Here is a 16,767-nt window from a genome sequence, read left to right as displayed (position 1 = left end):
ACTATGGCTACAATTCATGTCGATGGCAAATCGTATGAAGTCAACGGCTCGGAAAACTTGCTACAAGCATGTTTGAGTCTTGGCATTGATATCCCATATTTTTGTTGGCATCCATCCTTAGGTTCTGTCGGTTCTTGCCGTCAATGTGCCGTGACTCAGTACGCGAATCCAGAAGATACGCGTGGCCGTTTAGTCATGTCATGTATGACGCCAGCATCTGACAATACCTACATCTCGATTGAAGACAAAGAAGCCAAAGATTTCCGTGCTTCGATTGTTGAATTCTTGATGACCAACCATCCGCACGACTGTCCAGTCTGTGAAGAAGGGGGTCACTGTCATTTACAAGATATGACTGTAATGACGCAGCATGACCGTCGTCGCTACCGTTTCACGAAGCGTACCCATTACAACCAGGAGCTTGGCTCATTCATTTCTCACGAAATGAACCGTTGTATCGCGTGTTACCGTTGTGTGCGTTATTACAAAGACTACGCAGGTGGTACGGACTTCGGCGTGTATGCCAATGCATCACGTGTGTACTTCGGTCGTCCTGAATCAGGTACTTTAGAGTCTGAATTCTCGGGCAACCTGACTGAAGTATGTCCAACAGGTGTATTCACCGACAAAACTCATTCGGCTCGCTACAACCGTAAATGGGACATGCAGTATGCGCCAAGCGTATGCCAAGGCTGTTCTTCAGGTTGTAACATCTCTCCGGGTGAGCGTTATGGCGAACTTCGCCGCGTAGAAAACCGTTATAACGGTGAAGTCAACCAGTACTTCCTATGCGACAAAGGCCGTTTCGGTACAGGTTATGTGAACCGTGAGGACCGTCCGCGTCAACCACAATTCCGTCAAGGTGCAACTGTTGAAACTGTTTCAGTGGATGCAGCACTAGACACGGTCATTGCAAATATCCAGGGCAAAAAAGTATTGGGTATTGGTTCACCGCGTGCATCACTTGAATCAAACTTCGCACTTCGTGAGTTGGTGGGTCAAGAGAACTTCTCAACAGGTCTATCTCAAAAAGAACAGAATCTGGTTGAGTTGGCAGCTTCTATCATGCAAACCGAGGGTGTTTACAACCCGAACATGCGTGAAATTGAAAGCTACGATGCTGTGTTAATTTTGGGTGAAGACCTCACACAAACTGCGCCACGTATGGCTTTATCTGTTCGCCAGGCTGCGAAAAATAAAGGCAAAGAGATGGCGGCAGAGCGCCGTACGCAAGAATGGTTAGCTGAGCCGGTACAACGTATTGCCCAAGATGCAAAATCTCCGATTTACATCCTGGCTGCGACACAAACCCGTTTGTCTGATGTTGCTGAAGGCGAAGTGGTTGCTTCTCCAAACGACATCGCGCGTTTAGGTTTTGCGGTTGCTGCAGCAGTTGCTGGTGAAACGATTCTTGGTTTAGATGACGATGCCAAAGCATTTGCACAAACCATTGCGGACACTTTAAAAGCTGCGAAGAAACCACTGATTATCTCGGGTACAAGCTTGCAAGATCCTGCCATTATGGAAGCTGCTGTACAAGTTGCACAGAATCTGGGTAATGCAGGTCTGACTTTGACGGTTCCTGAAGTGAACTCGATGGGTATGGCAATCTTTGGTGGTCAAAGCCTAGAGCAAGCATTTGCACAAGATTACGATACTGTGATTGTGGTTGAAAACGACCTTTACCGTCGTCTTCCTGCTGCACAGGTCGATGCTGCACTTGCAGGTAAAGATGTGATCGTACTGGATCACTCTGAAACTGCAACAGTGAAAAAAGCCGACATCGTACTTTCTGCTGCATCGTTTGCTGAAGGTGATGGTACTGTCGTTTCTCAAGAAGGCCGTGCACAACGTTTCTACCAAGTGTATGACCCAAGCTACTACAATCCTGAATTGGCGATCAAGGAATCTTGGCGCTGGTTACACGCTCTGGAAACAGGCGTAAAAGGCAAAGCGATTTCTTGGACTTTACTGGATGATGTGATCGAGTCAGTGGCGAAAAACGTTCCTGCGCTTGAAGGCATTCTGGATGTTGCACCTGATGCGGGCTTCCGTGTTCATGGCTTGAAAGTGGCACGTGAACCACGTCGTTACTCAGGTCGTACTTCAATGCGTTCGCCATTGTCTGTACATGAGCCGAAACAGCCTACAGATAAAGACTCTGCATTAACATTCTCGATGGAAGGTTATGTCGGAGACCAGACTCCATCTCCACTGGTTCCATTTGCATGGTCTGCAGGCTGGAACTCGCCACAAGCTTGGAACAAGTTCCAGGAAACTGTGGGTGGTTCACTGAAAGGTGGTGATTCAGGCGTTCGTTTATTCGACCGTTTGGCAAAACGTCCGGCACGTACCTTCGTGGCACCGGCACCTGTTCTGGTCAATGCTGAAAGCTTCCGTCTGGTACCAATGCACCATATCTTTGGTTCAGGTGAATTCACGGTAAAAACACCAGCGATGGAAACGCGTATTCCTGAAGCGGTATTTGCAGTGGGTGAGCAGGATGCAGCGCGCCTGAATGTTCAAGATGGTCAGACAATCACGGTGAAAGCAGGTGAAACGTCAATCGTTCTTCCAGTTCAAGTGATTGAATATTTACCGACAGGTTATATTGGCTACCCAATCGGTCTGGCACCGACGGTATCTCTTGCAGAGCCTGTTTCAGTCGCGGTAGGAGTGTAATTCATGGAACAAGAATTAATCCGTCAAACGCCGCTGTGGGCTGAAAACTGGCCAATTGCCTATTCAGTCATTCAAGCGATTGTGATCTTGCTGGTTGTAGTACTGATCGCTGCGTTGATGTCTTTTATTGAACGTCGTTTACTCGGCTTGTGGCAAGACCGTTACGGTCCGAACCGTGTTGGTCCGGGCGGTATGTTCCAGATTGTTGCCGACATGCTGAAAATCATGTTCAAGGAAGACTGGACACCAAAATTTGCTGACAAATTGACGTTCCGTATGGCGCCAGCAGTTGCGATGGCAACTGCGGTGCTGTCGTTCATGGTTATTCCTGTATCACCTTATTTAGGTGTAGCAGACATGAACATCGGCCTGTTGTTCTTTATGGCAATGGCGGGTATTGCAGTTTATGCAGTCCTGTTCGGTGGCTGGTCATCAAACAACAAATATGCCTTACTGGGCGGTTTACGTTCTGCAGCTCAAACCATTTCGTATGAAGTATTCTTGGGTATCTCGTTGATGGGTGTGGTGGCAATTGCCGGTTCATTCAACATGCGTGAAATCGTTGAAGCGCAAAAAGATGTCTGGTTTGTGATTCCTCAGTTCCTAGGTTTCTTGATCTTCGTGGTTGCAGGTGTGGCGGTAACGCATCGTCACCCATTTGACCAACCAGAAGCAGAACAGGAACTAGCAGAAGGTTACCATGTCGAATACGGCGGTATGAAATGGGGGATGTTCTTCGTTGCGGAATACGTCAACGTGGTACTGATCTCTGCATTGATCGTGACTTTATTCTTCGGTGGCTGGCTTGCGCCATTCAACCTTGATATTCCGTTCCTTCCAGCAGCATTCTGGTTCATTATCAAAACAGCATTCTTTGTAATGATGTTTGTACTGGCGCGTGGTTCATTAATGCGTCCACGTTATGACCAGGTGATGAACTTTGGTTGGAAAATTTGCTTGCCATTGGCGTTGGTTAACCTTTTGGTAACTGGTGCTGTGATTCTGATGAATCAGGCCTAAGACAGCAGGGAGAACAAAATGTTTAAATTTCTAGCTGGATTCGGGTCAATCGTTCGTTCGTTGTGGATGGTGTTCAGCCACGCAACACGTAAACGTGACACCATTTTATATCCGGAAGTGCCGGCCGAAGAAATTGTGCCACCACGCTTCCGTGGTCGTATCGTATTGACGCGCGACCCTGATGGCGAAGAACGCTGTGTGGCATGTAACCTGTGTGCGGTTGCCTGTCCGGTAGGCTGTATTTCACTACAAAAAGCAGAACGTGAAGATGGTCGCTGGTATCCGGAATTTTTCCGTATCAACTTCTCGCGTTGTATTTTCTGCGGTATGTGTGAAGAAGCGTGTCCAACCACTGCGATTCAGATGACCCCGGACTTCGAGCTTGGCGAATATGTTCGTCAGGACTTGGTCTATGAAAAAGAACACCTGCTGATTTCTGGTCCTGGTAAATATCCTGACTATAACTTCTACCGTGTAACCGGTATGGCAGTTGCAGGCAAGGACAAAGGTCAAGCACAGCGTGAAAGTGCACCTGTTGATGTACGGAGTCTATTACCATGATGTGGCCATTTTATTTAATGGCCCTCGTGGCCATTGTCTCTACGGTTCGCGTTGTTACTAACGCGAATCCGGTACATGCTTTATTAAGCCTGATCGTGTCATTGCTTGCAGTCGCAGGCATGTTCCTGATCGTCGGTGCGCCATTCGCTGGTGCGCTGGAAGTGATCGTTTATGCGGGCGCGATCATGGTGTTGTTCGTGTTCGTGGTAATGATACTGAACCTGGGTGAGCAGACCGTTGAACAAGAACGTAAATGGTTGACTTCATCGGCTTGGGCTTATCCGGCGTTGATGAGCTTCCTGATCGGTTTGGTGCTGGTATGGGTATTAAACTCTGATTACACACAAGCTTCACTGGTAATGGGTACAGAAATGGTGGGCCCGAAAGCAGTGGGTCAAGCACTCTTTACGCAATACTTGTTGTTGGTTGAAGTTGCCGCGATGTTATTGCTTGCTGCCTTGGTAGCTGCATTCCATTTGGGTAAACGTGAACCAGATGCAGAAGAGGAAAAAGAATAATGGGCAACATCCCTTTAGAGCATGGTTTGATCGTTGCATCTATTCTCTTTGCACTGGGTTTTTACGGTGTAATGGTGCGACGCAACCTACTATTTATTTTAATGAGCCTTGAAATCATGATGAACGCTGCTGCTTTAGCGTTCGTCCTGGCGGGCAGTGCATGGGCACAGCCAGATGGTCAGATCATGTTTATCCTGATCCTGACGCTTGCTGCGGCAGAGGCTTGTATTGGTCTTGCGATCGTCCTTCAGTTCTATCATCGCTTCCATCACCTGGATGTGGATGCTGCTAGTGAGATGCGCGGATGAGTTATTTATATCTAACAATTTTATTTCCGCTCATTGGTTTTGTCCTGTTAGCGGCGGGGCGCAACAAGCTTCCGGAATCTGTTGCAGCGATGATTGGTGTGGGTGCAGTCGGTTTATCTGCACTGTTCGCACTGATTGCAGGTATGGACTTTGTTAACAATGGTTCAACTGCAGTAGTACAACATCTTTGGACTTGGTTCAATGTTGGCAGTTTTGCTCCGGGCATCAGCTTGCAGCTGGATGGCTTGTCTTTATTGATGCTGGGCATGGTCACTGGTGTGGGTTTCTTAATTCACATCTTTGCATCATGGTATATGCGCGGTGAAGAAGACTTCGCACGTTTCTTCTCTTACTTCAACCTGTTCGTTGCAAGCATGTTATTGCTGGTATTGGGTGACAACCTGGCGTTGTTATTCCTGGGTTGGGAAGGCGTAGGTCTGTGTTCATACCTGCTGATCGGTTATTACTACCAGAACCCTGCAAACGGTCTGGCGGCAATCAAGGCATTTACCGTGACCCGTATCGGTGACGTATTCTTGCTGATTGCCATGTTCCTGATCTTCCAGCAATTCGGTACCTTGAACATTCAGTACATCGTTGAAAATGCAGCGACTGTAATGACCCAAAGTTCATCTTTGACTATCTGGACAGCATTGTTATTGTTCTTGGGTGCGGCAGGTAAATCTGCACAGATCCCGTTACAAACATGGTTAGCCGATGCGATGGCAGGTCCGACACCTGTTTCTGCATTGATCCATGCTGCAACAATGGTAACAGCCGGTGTTTACCTGTGCTGCCGTCTGTTCGCAGTCTTTGAACTTGCACCAGAAGTGATGGTATTTATTTCGATCACAGGTGCGGTGACCTTGCTTGTGGCTGGTTTTGCTGCACTGGTTCAAACCGACATCAAACGTATTCTGGCATACTCAACCATGAGTCAGCTCGGTTATATGTTTATGGCGGTAGGTGCTGAAGCATACCAGGCAGGTCTGTTCCATATGCTGACTCACGCATTCTTCAAGGCACTCTTGTTCTTGTCGTCTGGTGCAGTGATTCTGGCTTATCATCACGAACAAAACATCTTCAAGATGGGCGGTCTGTTCTACAAGAACAAATTCCTGTTTGCATGTTTCGCGATTGGTGGCGGTGCATTGGCAGCGATTCCATTCCTGACAATTGGTTTCTTCTCAAAAGATGCGATTCTTGCTGCAGTCTGGACGCAAAGTCATATTGCTGGTTTACCAGTGTATAACACGCTGTACTGGGTCGGTGTTGCAGGTGCATTCTTAACCTCTATTTATACATTCCGTTTAATTTGGGTTGTATTCTTTGGCAAAGAAAACACACCTTATCATGAAATCCAAGGTGCAACTTACTGGGCGCCACTGGCAATTCTTGCTGTACTTTCAACAGGTCTGGCGATCGTCCTGAAAGCACCGGTAATGAGCATTCTGGATGCAGCCCAAATTCCAGCCTTCATTATTCCTGAAGCGCTTGAAGCAGGTGCACATGGTGCTGAATACATCGCAATCGCTGTTGCTTTAACAGGTCTTGCAGTCGGTGTCGTGCTGTTCGCTTTTGCTTACAATGCAGTCAAACGTTTTGCAGCCACTTCTGTAGGTGCTGGCCTGGTCAACATCTGCCGTAACGCATTAGGTTTCGATACGCTGTATGACCTCATTTTCGTGAAGCCATATTTAATGTTCGCGAAGATCTTTGGTCGTGATCCAATTGATGGCCTATGGCTGGTACTTCCTGCACTTGTTAAAGGTGGTCACAGCTTTACAAGTTCACGTCAAACCGGTTCACTGCGTGAATATGCATCTAGTATGGGGCTCGGTGTCGTTGTCCTACTGATGATCTTGATCGTGATTCAGGTCGTGGGGAAATAAAATGGAAGCTCCAAACAATATTATTTTGCCGGCTCTGATCCTCATTCCGTTCATTGCAGGTTTCATATGCTGGTTGGTCGATAAACTCGACCAACACTTGCCGCGTTATATCGCGCTGATCGGTATGCTGGTGACCTTGGTCTTGACCATAGTCCTTTGGCAGACTGGTACTTACAACTATGAATTAGGCGGTGCTACACCTTCGTGGGCTGCCGAATTCAAATTGCCTTGGATTCAAACCCTGGGCATTAACATTCACTTAGCAGTGGATGGTTTATCACTTCTTATGGTTGGCTTGACTGCACTCCTGGGTGTATTGGCAGTAGGCTGTTCATGGGGCGAGATTCAAAAGAACGTTGGTTTCTTCCACTTGAACCTTTTATGGTCTTTAGGTGGTGTCATCGGTGTGTTTCTGGCGATTGACTTATTCCTGTTCTTCTTCTTCTGGGAGATGATGCTGGTACCGATCTACTTCCTGATTGCCCTTTGGGGTCATAAAGGGGCAGAAGGCAAGTCACGTGTTTATGCAGCTAACAAGTTCTTCATTTACACGCAGGTTGCCGGTTTGGTGATGCTGATTGGTATCCTTGGTCTGGTGACTGTGGGCTATACCATGACTGGCGAAATCCGTTTCGACTACAACTATCTATTAGGTGTGGCGAATACGCTTGACGCTCAGGCGCCAGCGGTGGCTTATGCATTCATGATCTGTTTATTCATCGGTTTTGCGGTAAAACTTCCAGTTTTCCCATTACACGGCTGGTTACCAGATGCGCATGCGCAAGCACCAACAGCGGGTTCTGTCGATCTTGCAGGTATCTTGATTAAGACTGCGGCGTACGGTTTATTACGTTTCGTGATTCCGTTCTTCCCGGCAGCGTCTGCACAGTTTGCAGACTTCGCAATCATTCTTGGTTTAATCGGTATTTTCTACGGTGCTTGGTGTGCTTTCCAGCAAACCGACATGAAACGCCTGTTGGCTTATACCTCTATTTCACACATGGGCTTCGTTTTACTTGCGATCTACGCAGGTAACATCCTGACCTTCCAAGGTCTGATGATCATGATGTTGGCACATGGTATTTCATCTGCTGCACTGTTCATTATGTGTGGTCAGGTATATGAGCGTGTGCATACGCGTGATATGCGTTTGATGGGTGGTATGCGTGGTCAATTCCCGTATCTTGCATTCTTCCTGATGTTCTTCGTTGCGGCGTTGGTTGGTATTCCAGGTCTAGGTAACTTCATTGGTGAGTTCCTGATCCTGATGGGTGCTTATGCGAAATTCCCGGCGTTTACCATTCTTGCGGCAATCAGCTTGGTATTTGCGGGTCTGTACGGTCTGATCCTGATTCACAAAGCCTTGTTTGGTGTACCAAATGAAGCGCAACAGCAGCACTATACAAATCCGTTAAAAGATCTAAATGCACGTGAAATCGCATTATTGTTGATCTGTGCGTTTGGTCTACTTTGGCTTGGTCTATATCCACAAAGCTTCCTCGACGTTTCTAACTCAAGCATGGCGTGGTTAGCGAATAGCTACATTCCAGTTCAAGAAGTGGTTGAAGTTGCTGATCAAGTAACGACTCAACTTGAAAATGTGGAGATCCAATAAGCCATGAACTTCACAATGTCTTTTTCTGAGCTTATGCCTCTAGCACCTGTGATGATCGTGTCGTTAACTGCGATCGTCGTGATGTTGCTGACCGCAATCAAGCGTAACCATAACTTGGTGGCTACCACCACGGTGATTGGTTTAAACCTTGCTGCGTTCTATATCATTTTCGTTTTGTTGGCAGGCGTGTTTGCACCTGCCAACGTGATGAATCTGTTCATCGTAGATCCATTTACGATGCTGTACCAGTTTGTGATCCTGGTTGCTGCACTTGCATGTGCAACGCTATCTCACGCGTATATCGAAACCTATAAAGATAACCGTGAAGAGCTGTATATCCTGATGCTGACATCCGTTGCGGGTGCCATGCTAATGGTAGCTAGCTCACACTATGCATCATTCTTTATTAGCCTTGAGTTAATGTCGATTCCTGTATATGGCTTGTTGGCATATACACATCAACGTTCTCAATCGCTTGAAGCGGGTGTGAAATATCTGGTGCTTTCAGCAACTGCGTCTGCAATGCTGCTCATGGGTATGGCATATATTTATGCATATACAGGTACTTTAAGTTTCGTTGCTGAACCAGGCAAACTGTTTACCGTATTCAGTCAACCGGCTGTCGTGATTGGTCTGGCTTTAATTGTATTTGCTGTGGCATTTAAATTATCGCTTGCACCATTCCACAAATGGACACCAGACGTATACGCTGGTGCACCAGCGCCAATCGCGACTTTCCTTGCGACAGTTGCAAAAGTGGCGATGATTGGTCTTTTTGTTCGTTATGCATTGTCTTCAGGTTTAATTTTGGCAGACAGCTTCGTCACCATCATTTCGATTATTGCGGTTCTGTCTATCCTTGCAGGTAACTTGCTGGCGGTTCGCCAGGTGAACTTGAAACGTATCTTGGCATACTCTTCAATTGCACACTTTGGTTATTTGCTGGTTGCCATCGTAAGTTCACGTAATACGGATTTCTTACAGGTTCAAGGTTTCGCGACTTTTGAAAGTGTAAACGTCTACGTGATTACCTATGTATTAACCACGATCGGTGCGTTCGGTGTCGTTACGCTGATGTCTAGTCCGTATAATAATACCGACGAAGCGGGTAGCTTGGCTGAATACCGTGGTCTGTTCTGGCGCCGTCCAGTCTTGACTGCTGTATTGACGGTGATGATGCTGTCTCTTGCAGGTATTCCTTTAACTGCCGGCTTTATCGGTAAGTTCCTGGTGATTAAAACTGCGGTTGCAGGCGAAGCCTGGTTCCTGACTGCGATGGTTATCTTGGGTTCTGGTATCGGTCTATACTACTACCTACGTGTGATGGTTGTGCTTTACATGACACCACCTGAAACACCACGTTTAGATGCGGTGAATCATTGGGGTCAAAAAGTGGGCGGTATCATGGTACTTCTTGCTGCGCTTGCGGTACTTGTGATCGGTGTCTACCCAGATCCAGTAATTGCAGTATCTAAATATGCATTCTTTGCCATGTCACCTGAATTGCAACAGTTCATTTTCACTTTGGTTCAAAGTGGTTTTAACTAATATCTGCAAAGATTGACGTTATTACAAAAAAGCCTCCATGATTGGGGGCTTTTTTATTTATACAAATCAATAAAAGCCTTTATAATAGCGGAAATTTATCTTTAACCTTTTAGGTGTTCTCCCGTGGCAATCCATGAAATCCGTCATCCACTCATTCGACATAAGCTTGGTTTACTCCGTCGTGCAGATATTAGTACCAAGAATTTCCGTGAGTTAGCTCAAGAAGTGACCATGCTTCTAACTTATGAAGCAACTAAAGACCTGCCAATGGTTGAACATGATATTGATGGCTGGAATGGTGCTGTTACAGTTGACCGTATTGCGGGTAAAAAAATCACGGTTGTGCCAATTCTACGTGCCGGTATTGGCATGCTCGACGGTTTCCTGAACCTGATTCCAAGTGCAAAAGTATCGGTACTTGGTTTAGAGCGTGATGAAGAAACTCTGGAAGCACGTACCTATTATAAAAAACTGGTTCCAGATGTACAAAACCGTATCGCGATGATCATTGATCCAATGTTGGCGACAGGTTCTTCTTTAGTGGCTGCAATTGATGTATTGAAAGCCAGCGGCTGTAAAGACATTCGTGTGATGGTTCTGGTTGCTGCTCCAGAAGGCATTAAGCGTGTAGAAGCTACGCATCCGGATGTTGTGATTTTTACTGCTTCTATCGATAATGGCTTAAATGAAAATGGTTATATCGTTCCAGGTCTTGGCGATGCTGGCGATAAAATCTTTGGTTCAGTTCAAAAAGACTAATTTTTGAATATGATGAAAAAAGGGGCTACTACAGCCTCTTTTTTATATAATGTAGACAGGGCATTTTCAGGATAGGACAATAGCATGAAAGATGAATTGTATCAGGGCAAAATCAAACAGTATGACCCTGCCAAAGGTTTCGGTTTTATTGGCTGCGCTGAGGGAGATGTATTCTTCCATATTTCAGACTTCCCTGCGGCAGAAGGCGAGCCAAAACGCAATGAACGCGTGAAATTTAATGTTGTTGAAAATGGCGATAAGTATAAAGCGATTAAGATTGAACGTGTCGAAGACAACTCAAAGAAAGCTAAAAAAACCAAAGTAGCAACACACAATAAATCAATTACATCGGCATTGTTAAACAACTTCCGTGGTTAATGGATAATCTTCACACTAAAAATAGTTTTGATCACATTTAAAAAGAGGCTTTCGAGCCTCTTTTTTTATAGCATCACCGCTTATATATTCAAAGAGACAGATAACACATAAAAAATCCACCAAACAGCAACAATGCTGAACATTTCCTTTGGCTTAGAATACAAATTAAATGAATTCTATAGAGATAAATGTCATGTTTACGGATGGGAAAATTAAAACTTACGATTCCGAACGTGGTATGGGTACTTTGGAGTTGATAGGGGAAGCTCAAGAGTTAAGTTTCAAGCTACAGGATTTACCTTCGCCTGAAATTGAGCCACAAATTGGAGAGCGGCTTAAATTTAGAATAATTTCCCAACAAGAAAGCATGACCTTAGACAACATAGTACGTCTGGATATTAAAGTGCAGGATGAATTTGTGCCAGAAGTCGTCGCCTTGCAATCCTTGGCACCTACAGTGCCTGTTCCGGTACGTAATTCACTTTTCTTTAGTCCGACCCTATGGCTGGCATTGGTATCAGTTGTTGGCTTTATGATTTTTGGCGAAGTATAAATAAAAAAGAAATTTTAATTTTTTACTTTTAACTTAGGATCTATTCTTCCGCCATAAGATGCCCTTCTAGTTTTTGTGTTTCTGCTTTAGAGAATTTTACAAAAGATTTTCAGTCTCTTTTTGATTACAATCATAAAAAATATTAAAGATAAGAGCGAATTATGTTTCAAGAGGGGAAAATCAAAACCTATAACGAAGATCGTGGTTTTGGTTTTATTCAGATCGAAGGGCAATCCAAAGATTTATTTTTCCATGTCAAAGACTTTCCCAATAAAAATATTCCGCCAAAAATGGGGGAAAAATTAAAGTTTTTGATTGTGGAAGATAATGGAAAGTTTAAGGCAAACCATATTATTCGCTTGGATATTAAGCAAGAAGTTCCTGTTACACAAAACAATGATCTACATGGAGATACTGAAACCAGAGCTTCTCTACGTTATGAAAAGAAAAAATCATCAACTACATCAAAAATAATCACAATATCAGGACTGGTGATTATGGTGATTCTTGCTGTTCTTGTTTATAACAAATACCAAAGCTACCAAGTTCAAAAACAGCAAAAGCTGGAAGGACTGATGGTAGAGCAGCAACGAATTGTCGCTGAACAGCGAGCAGCGCAAGGTGATCTACCTATGCAAGGATTATCTGAGCAGGGCAGGAAGAACCTGGAAAATCAAGGCACTGAGTTAAGAAGCCAAAGTAACCCAGTTAATTCGAAAACTTCAGAAACGACTTCGCCATCTGTATCTCAATTTAAATGCGATGGTCGAGAACACTGTAGTCAGATGGGTTCTTATGAGGAAGCATTATTTTTCATTCGTAACTGTCCAAATACTAAAATGGATGGTGACGGCGATGGGATACCATGTGAAAGTCAGTTTTGATGAATCCTAAAAAAAGCACCTGAAGGTGCTTCTAATATTTTAGCTTTCACAAAAATTCATAAAGGCTCTCAGACCTGGACCCTGATATTTCTGGCGATGTACCAGCATGAACAGCGGACGAGTCAGCGACCAGAATGGTGTATCCAGAATTACCAGTTGACCTTTTTCACGTAAAGGCTCAATCGCAAGTTTGGAAATGCAGGACATACCAATTCCGCCCGCTACAATTTTTAAAATCGCTTCATTATGACCGAGTGTTAGACGGATATTGGCATCTGGTACATCTTTCAAGATGGCATTGTCAAACACCTCACGGGTACCTGAACCTTCTTCACGCAAAATCCATTCTACAGATTTGAAATCTTCAGCGGTTAGTTCACGGTTCAATTGCGCAAGAGGGTGGTCTGGCGCACAGCACACAGCCAGCTCATCATCACGCCAATGGATACATTGGAGCTGTGGCAAATGACATGAACCTTCAATTAAGGCAAGATCCAGCTGGAACTGATTCACCGCTTCAATCATTTGACGGGTATTACCGACTTGAAGCTGTAAATGTGCTTGCGGCTTGATTTTCAAGAAATCGGCCATTAGGTCAGGAATCAGGTAATCTGAAATCGTCAGGGTTGCACCTAAACGTAAATCGATACTTTGAAGCTCACCTTTAGCGACTTGTTCAAAAGATTCACAACGACCTAAAATTTCCAGGGCTTGAGGGAGAAGAAAGCGCCCCAGGTCATTCAGCTGTAAACGTTTGCCTAGACGGTCAAATAGTGGAGCACCCAGACCATCTTCCAGATCTGCTAAAGCCATACTAGCCGCACTTTGTGTAAGCTTGACGGCATCGCTAGCCTTCGTTACGGTACCCTCTTGTGCCACTGCTACAAAAACAGCCAATTGGCGTAAAGTCATGCGCATGAGTAGAGCCTTAACATTTAAAAAATATTAATAAATTATGTTGCCATGCTACCATGAGCACAGTCTTTCATGCCACGTTGAAATCATGTCAATTGAAAAATTTACCCGAGAAAAAGTTTTATCTGTACACCGTTGGACCAATACATTATTTAGTTTTACGATGACACGCCCGGCACATTTTAAGTTTACCGCAGGGCAGTTTGCGCGTATTGGTTTGCAAGTGGGGGATGAACTGGTGGTTCGTGCCTATTCGGTAGTGTCATCTCCTTTTGATGAAACTCTGGAGTTTTTCTCGATTGTCGTTCCAGAAGGTAAATTTACTTCCAATTTACAGCACCTCAAAGTCGGGGATGTGCTGCATCTGGAAAAAATTCCTTATGGTTATCTGACTCTGGCACGTTATCAATTGCCTTTGCCTAAAGACTTGTGGTTACTGGGTACTGGCACGGGGCTGGCACCGTTTATTTGTATGTTGCAAGACTTTGAGACCTGGAGCAAATACGAAAAAATCAATCTGGTTTATAGTGTACGCACCCGGGCAGAACTCGCTTATGTTGACCGGATTCAGGAAATCGCCGAGACCTTTGGTGAAGGGCATACCGGTTTTAAATTTATCCCGATTATTACCCGTGAACCCGATGCACCTTTACACGACCGTTTACCCATTCTGATTGCCAATGGTGAGCTGGAAAAAGCAGCAGGTATAGCGCTTAATCCGGAAACAACGCATGTCATGCTTTGTGGTAACCCGGATATGGTCGATGACACCAAAGAAGCCTTAAAAGCCCGTGGCCTGACCATGAACCGTCGTGGTGAAGGTAATATCGCGGTCGAGAATTACTGGTAAGGCTGAATCTAGCCTCGTCAAAAGCTCATCCCAAGATGAGCTTTTTTGTGAATGATCCTATTTAAGGACGATAGCTTAGTGCAGAATCTTGTTTAAGAATTGCTGGGCACGCTCACCACGCGGTGTATTGAAGAAGTCGTCTTTACTGCAATCTTCCACAATTTTACCCTGATCCATGAAGATCACCCGATTGGCGACTTGTCGTGCAAAGCCCATTTCATGCGTGACACACATCATGGTCATGCCTTCTTGGGCCAGTCCGACCATGACATCAAGCACTTCATTAATCATCTCAGGATCAAGTGCAGAAGTCGGTTCATCAAATAACATGGCAATCGGATCCATACTCAGTGCACGGGCAATCGCAACACGTTGCTGCTGTCCTCCAGAAAGCTGTGCCGGATATTTATTGGCCTGTGTACTTAAGCCGACACGATCCAGATAGGCAAGCCCTTTCTGCTTGGCCTCGGCTTCAGAACGACCTAATACTTTGATTTGTGCAATGCTCAGGTTCTCCATAATGCTGAGATGCGGGAACAACTCAAAATGCTGAAAGACCATGCCAACGCGACTGCGCAATTTATTTAAATTGGTTTTCGGATCATTAATTTTGATCCCATCCACCAGAATATTGCCTTGCTGGACAGGTTCTAGGCCATTGACGGTTTTAATCAGGGTAGATTTTCCTGAACCTGAAGGACCACAAACCACAACCACTTCACCTTGTCGGATCTGCGTCGTGCAGTCGGTCAGTACCTGGAAATCCTTATACCATTTGCTGACATGCTGGAGGTCAATCATGACTTTAGCTTCGCTCATACAGTTAACCTCTGTTGTAATTTTTTCACGATATATGTAGCGATCATGCTGACGATGAAATACACCAAACCGGCAAAAAGAATATATTGAGTCAGTAAAGACATCAGATCACCCCGGACATAATTGGTACGGAAAAAGTCCAGCAGGCCAATCGCATAGACCATGGTGGAATCCTGAAACAAAATAATGGTCTGTTGCAATAACAGGGGTGTCATCTTGCGAAAAGCCTGAGGCAGCACAATCAGCCGCATGGACTGGCTATAGCTCATGCCCAGTGCAGAGGCGGCATCGGTTTGTCCCTTGGGAATAGACTGAATCCCGGCACGGACAATTTCGGAAAAATAGGCGGCTTCAAACAGCATAAAGGCGACAATACTGGACACCAATGCCGTATCCATGGTCAGGTAGTTTCCAGTCACCCCGGTATAGATAAAGGGCACAGCGAAATAGAACCACATCAGCACCAACAGCAGGGGAATCGAACGGAACAGATTCACATAGCCTTTGGCAATCCAGTTCAATATTCGGATTGAAGACAGCCGCATCAAGGCGAGTAAGGTACCAATCAAAACTCCGCCAACCGTGGCAAAACATAAAACTTTTAAGGTGATACTGAAACCATGCCAGAGGGCCGGTGCCGATAACTGTAAATCCTGAAAAAACGCAGTGAACCATTCCATTATTTCACTCCTGCAATCAGACCAGGCACCTGAAATCGCTTTTCCAGGAAGTTCATCAAGCCTATTAAGCAGACATTAATCAGGATAAAAATCAGCGTGACGTAGGTATAAATCTCAATGGTATTTTGGGTATATTCGCTGATGGTTTTCATCTGGGAAATGATTTCTGCAACCCCAACCAGTGAAGCCACCGAAGTATTCTTGACGCAGTTGGTCAGTTCAGAACTGAGCGGTGGCAAGATCATGCGGAAAGACTGCGGTAAAATCACATAGCGGTATAATTGTGCGGTATTAAAACCCATGGCATAGCCCGCATTGACCTGCCCAGGTGGGATGGCTTCAATTCCGGTACGTACCTGTTCGCAAACCCGCGCTGCGGTAAACAGCCCCAAGCCGATACTGGCAGAAATTAGCGCCGTGGTATTGGCGCCTAAATCATTGATCCACCAGTTATGAATGCTGTCCGGTAGAAAGTCGGGCACCACATAAAACCAGATAAATAACTGGATGAGTAAAGGTATATTACGGAAAATGGTGACGTAAGTAGTTCCAATTGCTCGAGCCGTAGGACTGGGTAAGGTCCGCATGATGCCCAGAAGGCTACCCAGGAACATGGCAATCGACCAGGCCACAATCGCAATCACGGCCAACCAGCCGATGCCGGTCATGATCCAGTTGAGATAGGTGCTATCGCCAATCCCGGTCGGCTGTAATAAGACACTCCAATTCCAGCTGTAATTCATCGCAACTCCAACAAGTATGCTCAGGCAAATCATGCCCAAGCA

General features: G+C 45.4%; 17 protein-coding genes. 13 read left to right on the top strand and 4 right to left on the bottom strand.

Annotation, left to right across the window (positions count from 1 at the left end; genetic code table 11):
- Positions 1-3: 3 nt before the first annotated feature.
- The 12 genes from nuoG to NI455_RS07860 all read left to right on the top strand — a co-directional run bounded on the left by nuoG (position 4) and on the right by NI455_RS07860 (position 12,718).
- The gene (nuoG, locus tag NI455_RS07915) at positions 4-2,682 is read left to right on the top strand and encodes an NADH-quinone oxidoreductase subunit NuoG (RefSeq protein ID WP_213687597.1); all 2,679 of its coding nucleotides are present in this window, start codon (positions 4-6) and stop codon (positions 2,680-2,682) included.
- Positions 2,683-2,685: 3 nt separating this feature from the next.
- On the top strand, positions 2,686-3,702 hold the full coding sequence (gene nuoH / locus NI455_RS07910) for an NADH-quinone oxidoreductase subunit NuoH (protein WP_004280772.1): 1,017 nt from the start codon (positions 2,686-2,688) through the stop codon (positions 3,700-3,702).
- Between the two features lie 18 nt (positions 3,703-3,720).
- The gene (nuoI, locus tag NI455_RS07905; protein WP_004280771.1) at positions 3,721-4,263 is read left to right on the top strand and encodes an NADH-quinone oxidoreductase subunit NuoI; all 543 of its coding nucleotides are present in this window, start codon (positions 3,721-3,723) and stop codon (positions 4,261-4,263) included.
- Positions 4,263-4,781 carry an NADH-quinone oxidoreductase subunit J gene (gene nuoJ, locus NI455_RS07900; protein ID WP_253113535.1) on the top strand — a complete coding sequence of 173 codons (519 nt, stop codon included), beginning with the start codon at positions 4,263-4,265 and terminating at the stop codon, positions 4,779-4,781. The genes nuoI and nuoJ overlap by 1 nt, the downstream gene beginning before the upstream one ends.
- Positions 4,781-5,089 carry an NADH-quinone oxidoreductase subunit NuoK gene (gene nuoK / locus NI455_RS07895; protein WP_004280769.1) on the top strand — a complete coding sequence of 103 codons (309 nt, stop codon included), beginning with the start codon at positions 4,781-4,783 and terminating at the stop codon, positions 5,087-5,089. The genes nuoJ and nuoK overlap by 1 nt, the downstream gene beginning before the upstream one ends.
- Entirely contained in the window at positions 5,086-6,981 is a 1,896-nt protein-coding gene (nuoL, locus tag NI455_RS07890) for an NADH-quinone oxidoreductase subunit L (RefSeq protein ID WP_253113438.1), read from the top strand. The genes nuoK and nuoL overlap by 4 nt, the downstream gene beginning before the upstream one ends.
- Position 6,982: 1 nt before the next feature.
- Positions 6,983-8,596, top strand: coding sequence for an NADH-quinone oxidoreductase subunit M (gene nuoM / locus NI455_RS07885; protein WP_004280767.1), 1,614 nt, complete (start codon positions 6,983-6,985; stop codon positions 8,594-8,596).
- A 3-nt stretch (positions 8,597-8,599) separates the two neighbouring features.
- Positions 8,600-10,144, top strand: coding sequence for an NADH-quinone oxidoreductase subunit NuoN (gene nuoN, locus NI455_RS07880; RefSeq protein WP_005247890.1), 1,545 nt, complete (start codon positions 8,600-8,602; stop codon positions 10,142-10,144).
- A 123-nt stretch (positions 10,145-10,267) separates the two neighbouring features.
- On the top strand, positions 10,268-10,903 hold the full coding sequence (upp, locus tag NI455_RS07875) for a uracil phosphoribosyltransferase (protein ID WP_004280765.1): 636 nt from the start codon (positions 10,268-10,270) through the stop codon (positions 10,901-10,903).
- Positions 10,904-10,987: 84 nt separating this feature from the next.
- Positions 10,988-11,281: a cold shock domain-containing protein gene (locus NI455_RS07870; RefSeq protein ID WP_004732065.1), complete on the top strand. Its 294-nt coding sequence runs from the start codon at positions 10,988-10,990 to the stop codon at positions 11,279-11,281.
- Between the two features lie 193 nt (positions 11,282-11,474).
- Positions 11,475-11,834, top strand: coding sequence for a hypothetical protein (locus NI455_RS07865; RefSeq protein ID WP_180101196.1), 360 nt, complete (start codon positions 11,475-11,477; stop codon positions 11,832-11,834).
- 161 nt (positions 11,835-11,995) lie between these two features.
- A complete protein-coding gene (locus NI455_RS07860) occupies positions 11,996-12,718 on the top strand; it encodes a cold shock domain-containing protein (RefSeq protein ID WP_044111069.1) in 723 nt (240 codons plus the stop codon).
- Between the two features lie 39 nt (positions 12,719-12,757).
- Here NI455_RS07860 and gigC read toward each other — a convergent pair whose 3' ends face one another.
- Positions 12,758-13,636 (bottom strand): LysR family transcriptional regulator GigC, encoded by an 879-nt coding sequence (gene gigC / locus NI455_RS07855; protein WP_004280761.1) that lies wholly within the window; start codon positions 13,634-13,636, stop codon positions 12,758-12,760.
- An 85-nt stretch (positions 13,637-13,721) separates the two neighbouring features.
- Here gigC and NI455_RS07850 point away from each other — a divergent pair, with 85 nt between their 5' ends.
- Entirely contained in the window at positions 13,722-14,483 is a 762-nt protein-coding gene (locus tag NI455_RS07850; RefSeq protein WP_253113436.1) for a ferredoxin--NADP reductase, read from the top strand.
- A gap of 75 nt (positions 14,484-14,558) precedes the next feature.
- On the opposite strand, the gene NI455_RS07845 is transcribed toward NI455_RS07850, so the two are convergent.
- The 3 genes from NI455_RS07845 to NI455_RS07835 are packed head-to-tail and all read right to left on the bottom strand — an operon-like array spanning position 14,559 to position 16,725.
- On the bottom strand, positions 14,559-15,284 hold the full coding sequence (locus tag NI455_RS07845; RefSeq protein ID WP_219310128.1) for an amino acid ABC transporter ATP-binding protein: 726 nt from the start codon (positions 15,282-15,284) through the stop codon (positions 14,559-14,561).
- 14 nt (positions 15,285-15,298) lie between these two features.
- A complete protein-coding gene (locus NI455_RS07840) occupies positions 15,299-15,982 on the bottom strand; it encodes an ABC transporter permease subunit (RefSeq protein WP_219308631.1) in 684 nt (227 codons plus the stop codon).
- Positions 15,982-16,725 (bottom strand): amino acid ABC transporter permease, encoded by a 744-nt coding sequence (locus NI455_RS07835; protein ID WP_253113435.1) that lies wholly within the window; start codon positions 16,723-16,725, stop codon positions 15,982-15,984. Before NI455_RS07835 ends, NI455_RS07840 begins: the two co-directional genes overlap by 1 nt.
- Between the last annotated feature and the right edge of the window lie 42 nt (positions 16,726-16,767).

Origin of the sequence: Acinetobacter lwoffii, from assembly GCF_024129435.1 — a bacterium.
GTDB lineage: Bacteria > Pseudomonadota > Gammaproteobacteria > Pseudomonadales > Moraxellaceae > Acinetobacter > Acinetobacter lwoffii_F.
Note: the sequence above shows the minus strand (reverse complement) of the source record. Positions and strands in the feature narration are given on the sequence as shown.

Bases quoted from the DNA above. Each gene is read 5' to 3' on its own strand.
- NI455_RS07860 (WP_044111069.1), top strand. From the start codon at position 11,996: ATGTTTCAAGAGGGGAAAATCAAAACCTATAACGAAGATCGTGGTTTT.
- nuoH (WP_004280772.1), top strand. From the start codon at position 2,686: ATGGAACAAGAATTAATCCGTCAAACGCCGCTGTGGGCTGAAAACTGG.
- NI455_RS07840 (WP_219308631.1), bottom strand. From the start codon at position 15,982: ATGGAATGGTTCACTGCGTTTTTTCAGGATTTACAGTTATCGGCACCG.
- nuoN (WP_005247890.1), top strand. From the start codon at position 8,600: ATGAACTTCACAATGTCTTTTTCTGAGCTTATGCCTCTAGCACCTGTG.
- nuoJ (WP_253113535.1), top strand. From the start codon at position 4,263: ATGTGGCCATTTTATTTAATGGCCCTCGTGGCCATTGTCTCTACGGTT.
- NI455_RS07865 (WP_180101196.1), top strand. From the start codon at position 11,475: ATGTTTACGGATGGGAAAATTAAAACTTACGATTCCGAACGTGGTATG.
- nuoM (WP_004280767.1), top strand. From the start codon at position 6,983: ATGGAAGCTCCAAACAATATTATTTTGCCGGCTCTGATCCTCATTCCG.
- nuoI (WP_004280771.1), top strand. From the start codon at position 3,721: ATGTTTAAATTTCTAGCTGGATTCGGGTCAATCGTTCGTTCGTTGTGG.
- gigC (WP_004280761.1), bottom strand. From the start codon at position 13,636: ATGCGCATGACTTTACGCCAATTGGCTGTTTTTGTAGCAGTGGCACAA.
- NI455_RS07835 (WP_253113435.1), bottom strand. From the start codon at position 16,725: ATGAATTACAGCTGGAATTGGAGTGTCTTATTACAGCCGACCGGGATT.
- nuoL (WP_253113438.1), top strand. From the start codon at position 5,086: ATGAGTTATTTATATCTAACAATTTTATTTCCGCTCATTGGTTTTGTC.
- NI455_RS07850 (WP_253113436.1), top strand. From the start codon at position 13,722: ATGTCAATTGAAAAATTTACCCGAGAAAAAGTTTTATCTGTACACCGT.
- nuoG (WP_213687597.1), top strand. From the start codon at position 4: ATGGCTACAATTCATGTCGATGGCAAATCGTATGAAGTCAACGGCTCG.
- NI455_RS07845 (WP_219310128.1), bottom strand. From the start codon at position 15,284: ATGATTGACCTCCAGCATGTCAGCAAATGGTATAAGGATTTCCAGGTA.
- NI455_RS07870 (WP_004732065.1), top strand. From the start codon at position 10,988: ATGAAAGATGAATTGTATCAGGGCAAAATCAAACAGTATGACCCTGCC.
- nuoK (WP_004280769.1), top strand. From the start codon at position 4,781: ATGGGCAACATCCCTTTAGAGCATGGTTTGATCGTTGCATCTATTCTC.